This is a genomic window from uncultured Acetobacterium sp. (genome assembly GCF_927416815.1).
Classification (GTDB): domain Bacteria; phylum Bacillota; class Clostridia; order Eubacteriales; family Eubacteriaceae; genus Acetobacterium.
Map to the genome: position 1 here is coordinate 1 of NZ_CAKMJU010000120.1, position 3,572 is coordinate 3,572.

Genomic DNA, 3,572 nt, shown 5'->3' on the forward strand with positions numbered 1-3,572 from the left:
GAAGTCTTCCTTTTCTTCCCGGATGTCGACCTCGCCCATAGCCCCCAAATAGATCTTTCGACAGGGCAACTCGGTGATGAATCCGATTTCGAAAAGCATCCTGGGGATATCCCTAAACAGCTCTCACCAACCTGGCTTCAGCAGCGATGCACTGAACAACGTCCGTCCGATCCGCTCCATCACTTTGGCGGCCACCTTGATATGACCGGTTTCAACGGAATGCTTCAGTGAATGAAAGAAGGTAGTGACAGAAAAAAAACGGGGAATGCTGTATTTTTGCGGCCTGCAGACCCTGTTACTCGAAATCCGGGCTAAATGCCTTTCATCTGGCCAATGAAGAGGTTGACCGGTTAATCTTACGTGAAGACCTCTTCCAGGTGTTGGATCGTGTTTTCAATCCCGATGATAAAGAAAAGAATGCTCTCATTTTAAATCATGGCTTAAACGGGCATGAGTACACCTTGAAAGAAATATCCGGTTTATATGGCGTTTCTCCGGAGAGAGCCCGGCAATGGACTGCCAAAGGGTTGCGTCGGATCCGGGCTTCTACTTCCGGCAACGAATTGATGGCCAAATATCGGGATGAGTATGTTTGTAATACCCTTCTTCCTAAACTGCTAAAACACGGCCAGCGTAACCCTTATCTTTATGCTCAAAAGCTGGAAGACCTGGAAGATCTGGAATCTATTGATTATTACTTTGATATGCTCGGGCTATAATTTAACTTGCCGGTAACTTGCCAGCGTTATGTTTTGACCTGGTATTTTGTCCTGATGCACTGATTTGGTGCGTCAGTTTTCCCATCTCAAATAGCAAAACCGCCCTTCACTAAAAAAGGCGGTTTCTTTTTTTTGATCCTATGCTATATTCGTAATGTTTGGGAAATATTCTCAATTGTTTTTAATTCCTCCATGCAATCTTTAATATAATCATAAGCGATATTTGCTTTTATTGATTGCTCTTCGTGTTCCTGCTTTAATTTCTCAATCCCCTTTTTTTCATCAATGATATAGTCAAAATAACATTCAAGAATATCTAAGATCATGCATCTCACCTTGTTCAAATTTTGTGTCACTTCTGATATTGTCCCATCAACTTCATATAGTTTCTTCTCATCTACAAATATACATCTGGCCATTTTAATCTCACTTTCATAATATCTGTTTTTTTCAGTTTGCCGAAATTTAAAGGTCGGGATAATATAGCCCCCCTTACCCTAAATTCCCGGATTTTTGTTCCTGCCAGGTTAGATATTGCGACCGTCACGAGGTGATAAAAGTTTTTTGTGCCCCCCATAATCATGCTTAACCCCACCTGTTAAGAGGTTTATCGCTTCCTGAAACCCCAATACAAAACCCTGGCATATGGCGGCGCTGGCACAATAAACGGACGTTTCTTCAATCCCACTTTATCTATAACTGTTCCCAGAACAGATCAATATCCTGCGTTCTGTAATCACGCTCTTTGGCCGAAATATCACCGATTCTATAAACAAAACTAAGCATTCCATAAATTTCAAACAAAATCAGTCTGGTTGTTTCAATACTGTCCTCAAACTCTATCATCTGTTCCTTTTTGTTTTCAATAAGCTTATCCAGTATAATCATGCGTTTGTTCTTATTCATTCTTTTTTCTCCCTTCATTTGCTGCGCTGGAAGAGGTCGCCCTGATTCGGGGTCCCTTCCTGGCTGCGTGATCGTTCCGGCTCCCGGTGTTGGTCAAATTACTTTGAATGTTACATCATGGCCGGGATTTTCTTTGATTAATAGGTGCTTGACCTCTTCCACTGTCAGATTGTTGTCAAGCGCTGCCTGGATCACATCTACCAGCTTAACCCCGTCAAGATATGCCAGATTCGTTACTGCTCATTAAAACATCCTCTTTTTCAAACAGTTCTTTCACCCGTATACTATTAAGCATGTTTTCTCCCCTTGTCCGGTTTTGCTCTGAGTATGGTTAATTTTGCTTTCTGCTGCGTGATCCCGATCCTGTCAAACTTTGCTCTGGTTTCTTTGCCAGCCAGTTCCTTTTCAATGCATATTCTTTTAATTTCTTCCGCATTGGCATAGGTGGCCGCCTTTCTGAATCCTTTGTAAAGAAGATGCCAGGCAATATAACCACCTTCAATTTTATAGCCACAATAAAGGGTTTCCCCTTCTTTTTCATCCATTCCAGCGTCGACCGCTTCAATACCAAATAATTCAATAGCTCTGTAAATGGGTACGCCTTCCCATTCTAAAAACGCAACGGCTTCTTTTTCAAATAATTCTTTTATTTGTGCGCTATTAAGCATTTTTCCTCCCGTTCGGAAGAGGTGCAGCCTCTCCCTAAGCAATCTGTGCTTTTATCCTCAAACCATAATATAAACCATTACCGCCAACAATTTGTTTTAAGACCCCTTTTAAGGCCGTTCCAAAGACCATGACCTTTGATAACCATTCAGCAACCGAAGAGGCCAGATAACCTACACAGTAAGAATTGCCGTGGATCGTGACCACCACTTCAATGGCATCCTCTTCAAAATATCCGGTAGTATTTCTTTCAAAGCTGATCGTGATTTCTGATGGGTCATATTGTTTCATATGGTCAATGGCGGTCTGTCTCTTGCCCTGGGTGACACCCTTGACAACAAGGGCTTTTCCTTTGGCCAGCTCCCAGGCTCTTTTAAATGCCTGACTTTTAGTTAAGCCGGTGGTGGTTAACTTGTTGGCGGTTCTTAAGATTTCTGAACGATTATACATTTTGGTTTCTCCTCTCAATTGATTAATTCTATGCCTTTAGTATACAGCATTCGCTTAACACTGTCAAGCGAATCGTTAATTATATGCTGAATATTATAAAGAATTTAATTGACGTTATTTAGTGAATAGTTTATAATCGAATTATAGGAGGTGCCAAAATGACTATTGAACAAAAAATAAAAATGGCCTTGGGATATAAAGCAATAAGTCAAGCTGCATTAGCTAGACTTATTGGAATGACTCCATCAAATTTTAATCAAAAACTAAAACGTGATACATTTACTACTGAAGAATTAAATGCTATTGCTGAAGCTCTTGGTGGGGAGTATACATTTTTCTTTGAGTTCCCAGATGGGACTAAGATTTAATAAGAGGAGAACGTAATGTTTCTAGAAGAACGACTTGAAGCCATTGAACGTAAGCAGGCAGAAATAATTACCCAGAATGCCGAAATTATCTTTCTGCTTAAAAAAGCAAGAGAACCTATGGATTCCTATCTCTCAGCAAAAGATTTTGCTAAAAAAGCAGACATCAGTTACGCTGCAGCAAGAAGATTAATCAACAAATGTATTTTGCCAGATCCTATTTGTATAAGAGTCAACGGCAGGGACAAAATTAACTGGAAATTGTATTGTGAATGGCTTGCCATTCCTGGAAATACGAAGAAATTAGAAAAGATCTGACTAGATCACAGCCCTGAAAGGTAAAAATATTTCGCACTAAAAATTAGCGATAAAACGGGAATGCAAGAAAAATAGATGGTAAAATGAAAGAAAAATTTCGCAAGGAGAAATCAGTTTACCATGGGACGAAAACAGGAACGAGCAGTTA

7 protein-coding genes are annotated in these 3,572 nt (G+C 40.3%); 3 read left to right on the forward strand and 4 right to left on the reverse strand.

The window, feature by feature from the left end; genetic code table 11:
• Window positions 1-377: 377 nt before the first annotated feature.
• A complete protein-coding gene (locus QZ998_RS14850; RefSeq protein WP_296561621.1) occupies window positions 378-719 on the forward strand; it encodes a sigma factor-like helix-turn-helix DNA-binding protein in 342 nt (113 codons plus the stop codon).
• A 143-nt stretch (window positions 720-862) separates the two neighbouring features.
• Here QZ998_RS14850 and QZ998_RS14855 read toward each other — a convergent pair whose 3' ends face one another.
• From QZ998_RS14855 to QZ998_RS14870, 4 genes are all read right to left on the reverse strand, one after another.
• On the reverse strand, window positions 863-1,138 hold the full coding sequence (locus QZ998_RS14855; RefSeq protein WP_296561622.1) for a hypothetical protein: 276 nt from the start codon (window positions 1,136-1,138) through the stop codon (window positions 863-865).
• A 274-nt stretch (window positions 1,139-1,412) separates the two neighbouring features.
• Window positions 1,413-1,643, reverse strand: coding sequence for a hypothetical protein (locus tag QZ998_RS14860; protein ID WP_296561623.1), 231 nt, complete (start codon window positions 1,641-1,643; stop codon window positions 1,413-1,415).
• Between the two features lie 269 nt (window positions 1,644-1,912).
• A complete protein-coding gene (locus QZ998_RS14865; RefSeq protein ID WP_296561624.1) occupies window positions 1,913-2,293 on the reverse strand; it encodes a hypothetical protein in 381 nt (126 codons plus the stop codon).
• 34 nt (window positions 2,294-2,327) lie between these two features.
• Complete coding sequence (locus tag QZ998_RS14870) at window positions 2,328-2,741, reverse strand: hypothetical protein (protein WP_296561625.1); 414 nt, start codon at window positions 2,739-2,741, stop codon at window positions 2,328-2,330.
• A 158-nt stretch (window positions 2,742-2,899) separates the two neighbouring features.
• Between QZ998_RS14870 and QZ998_RS14875 the strand changes: the two genes are divergently transcribed.
• The gene (locus tag QZ998_RS14875) at window positions 2,900-3,109 is read left to right on the forward strand and encodes a helix-turn-helix transcriptional regulator (protein ID WP_296561626.1); all 210 of its coding nucleotides are present in this window, start codon (window positions 2,900-2,902) and stop codon (window positions 3,107-3,109) included.
• A 15-nt stretch (window positions 3,110-3,124) separates the two neighbouring features.
• Window positions 3,125-3,424: a hypothetical protein gene (locus QZ998_RS14880; RefSeq protein WP_296561627.1), complete on the forward strand. Its 300-nt coding sequence runs from the start codon at window positions 3,125-3,127 to the stop codon at window positions 3,422-3,424.
• Window positions 3,425-3,572: the final 148 nt, after the last annotated feature.